We start from the raw sequence: 2,224 nt of genomic DNA, 5'->3' as shown, positions 1-2,224 counted from the left end.
CTGAAACCACTTCTTTTACCTCTGGTACCATTCTTTGCAACAGGTTTTGTATCCCTGATTTTAAAGTGATGGTAGAAGAAGGACAGCCACTGCATGAACCTCTTAGTTCTACGGTAACTATACCTTCGTTAAACGACTTATAACTAATTGCACCACCATCTTGTTCTACTGCTGGTCTTACATAGTCGTTAAGGATTTGTTGTATCTTGATTTCAAGGTCGGTACCTTCAAAGTTGACTACTTCATTGGTTTCTTCCTTGATTTTATATTCTGATTCTACAGCGCCTTTAACAAATTCTTTAAGAATAGGCTCAATATCTGGCCATTCTACATCTTCGCTTTTGGTAACTGTAACAAAGTTACTTGCAAAAAATACACCTGTTACGAAATTAAACTTGAACAGCTCTTTGGCAAATGGCGAGTGTTCAGCACTTTCTTTTGTTGCAAAATCCTCACTTCCATTGATCAATAATTTATTGACCATGAACTTCATTGTAGCCGGATTAGGTGTTTGCTCTGTATATACGTTGATAGTCATTGTCTTTTTTTTTACAAAATTAAATAATCTACTGCTGCTATTTTAGCTCTGCATGTCTGTTAAAGGTCATTATATATTAAAACACCCCTGTATAGTTATAGGGCGTGATTTGTTTCAACTCTTCTTTCAATTCTATTGAAATTTGTAGTCCATCAATAAAAACCGACAAGGTTTGTGCGGTTATTTTCTGGTTGGTGCGGGTTAAATCTTTCAAAGCTTCGTAAGGGTTAGGGTAAGCTTCTCTTCTCAAAACCGTTTGAATAGCCTCTGCTACTACAGCCCAGTTATTGTCTAAATCTACAGCGATAGCCTCATTATTGAGGATAATTTTATTTAATCCTTTAAGCGTCGAAGAAATAGCGATCACGGTATGTGCCATTGGTACACCAACATTTCTCAATACGGTAGAATCTGTAAGGTCTCTCTGTAAACGTGAGATAGGCAATTTAGCAGCGAAAAACTCAAACAGCGCATTGGCTAAACCAGCATTTCCTTCAGCATTTTCAAAATCTATAGGATTAACTTTATGTGGCATAGCCGAAGAACCTACTTCACCTTCTTTAATTCTTTGTTTGAAGTAGTTTTTAGAAATGTAAGTCCAGATATCTCTATCAAGGTCAATAATGATGTTATTGATTCTTTTCAAAGCATCGCATTGTGCAGCAAACTGATCGTAATGTTCAATTTGTGTGGTATGCTGTGCACGGTTTAAGCCTAAGGATACATTAACAAACTCGTTAGAAAACGCTACCCAGTCAATTGCAGGGTAAGCAATATGGTGTGCATTGAAGTTTCCTGTGGCACCACCAAACTTTGCATTGTGTGGAATGTTCTCCAGGTTTTTCAATTGTATAGCTAAACGCTCCGCAAAAACAAGAAATTCTTTACCTAATTTAGTAGGTGATGCTGGTTGGCCGTGGGTATGTGCCAATAAAGGAACATCCTTCCATTCTTGCGCCAAAGCATTTAGTTTTTCTATTAACTCGGCAATGATAGGGTAGTACACCTCATTCAAAGCCAATTTAAAGGTATAAGGGATAGCTGTATTATTGATATCCTGAGAAGTAAGGCCAAAGTGAATAAATTCTTTGAATGGCTGTAAGTGCAGGTCGTCGAATTTTTTCTTGATAAAGTATTCTACCGCCTTCACATCATGGTTAGTGACTTTTTCGGTATCTTTAATTTCCTGAGCATCAGCTTCATTAAACTGCGTATAAATATCGCGTAAGGCTGCATATTGTGCTTTGTCGAAATCTGCTAATCCAGGTAAGTTTAACTCACAAAGAGAAATAAAGTATTCAATTTCTACGAATACCCTGTATTTAATCAGTCCGTATTCAGAGAAGTAATTGGCTAAAGCCTGTGTTGTATTTCTATAACGACCATCAACAGGAGAAATAGCTTGAAGTGGAGATAAGTTCATGTAAGGGAAATGTTTTTACCTTGTAAAGGTAGCATTTATTCGCTATTTAAGGGAATCTGAAGGTCGAAATGGACTTGTAATGATTATTGCCTACGGGTCTGCCACCCCAAAATCCTGAACTAATCCACCAGGAGATCGCTATCTATTCAGCATGATAGCGTTATTGTCGGTCAGTGAACGGTTAGTCAAAGGACAGGTCAACTATAAATGAGCTATTAAGAAAAGGATAATGTTTTAAAGGGAGTGGGGGAGAAGCAAATGGA

2 protein-coding genes are annotated in these 2,224 nt (G+C 37.4%); both read right to left on the bottom strand.

What is annotated here, in order from left to right:
• A partial coding sequence (locus tag ACR2F7_RS09975; RefSeq protein ID WP_432713421.1) for a NifU family protein occupies positions 1-538 on the bottom strand: 538 nt, incomplete at its 3' end.
• Positions 539-614: 76 nt separating this feature from the next.
• The gene (gene purB, locus ACR2F7_RS09970) at positions 615-1,961 is read right to left on the bottom strand and encodes an adenylosuccinate lyase (protein ID WP_432713420.1); all 1,347 of its coding nucleotides are present in this window, start codon (positions 1,959-1,961) and stop codon (positions 615-617) included.
• Positions 1,962-2,224 lie beyond the last annotated feature (263 nt).

The sequence above is a fragment of the Pedobacter sp. genome (genome assembly GCF_045628745.1).
Lineage (GTDB): Bacteria > Bacteroidota > Bacteroidia > Sphingobacteriales > Sphingobacteriaceae > Pedobacter.
The sequence above is the reverse complement of the archived record's forward strand: the minus strand, read 5'-3'. Positions and strand labels throughout refer to the sequence as shown.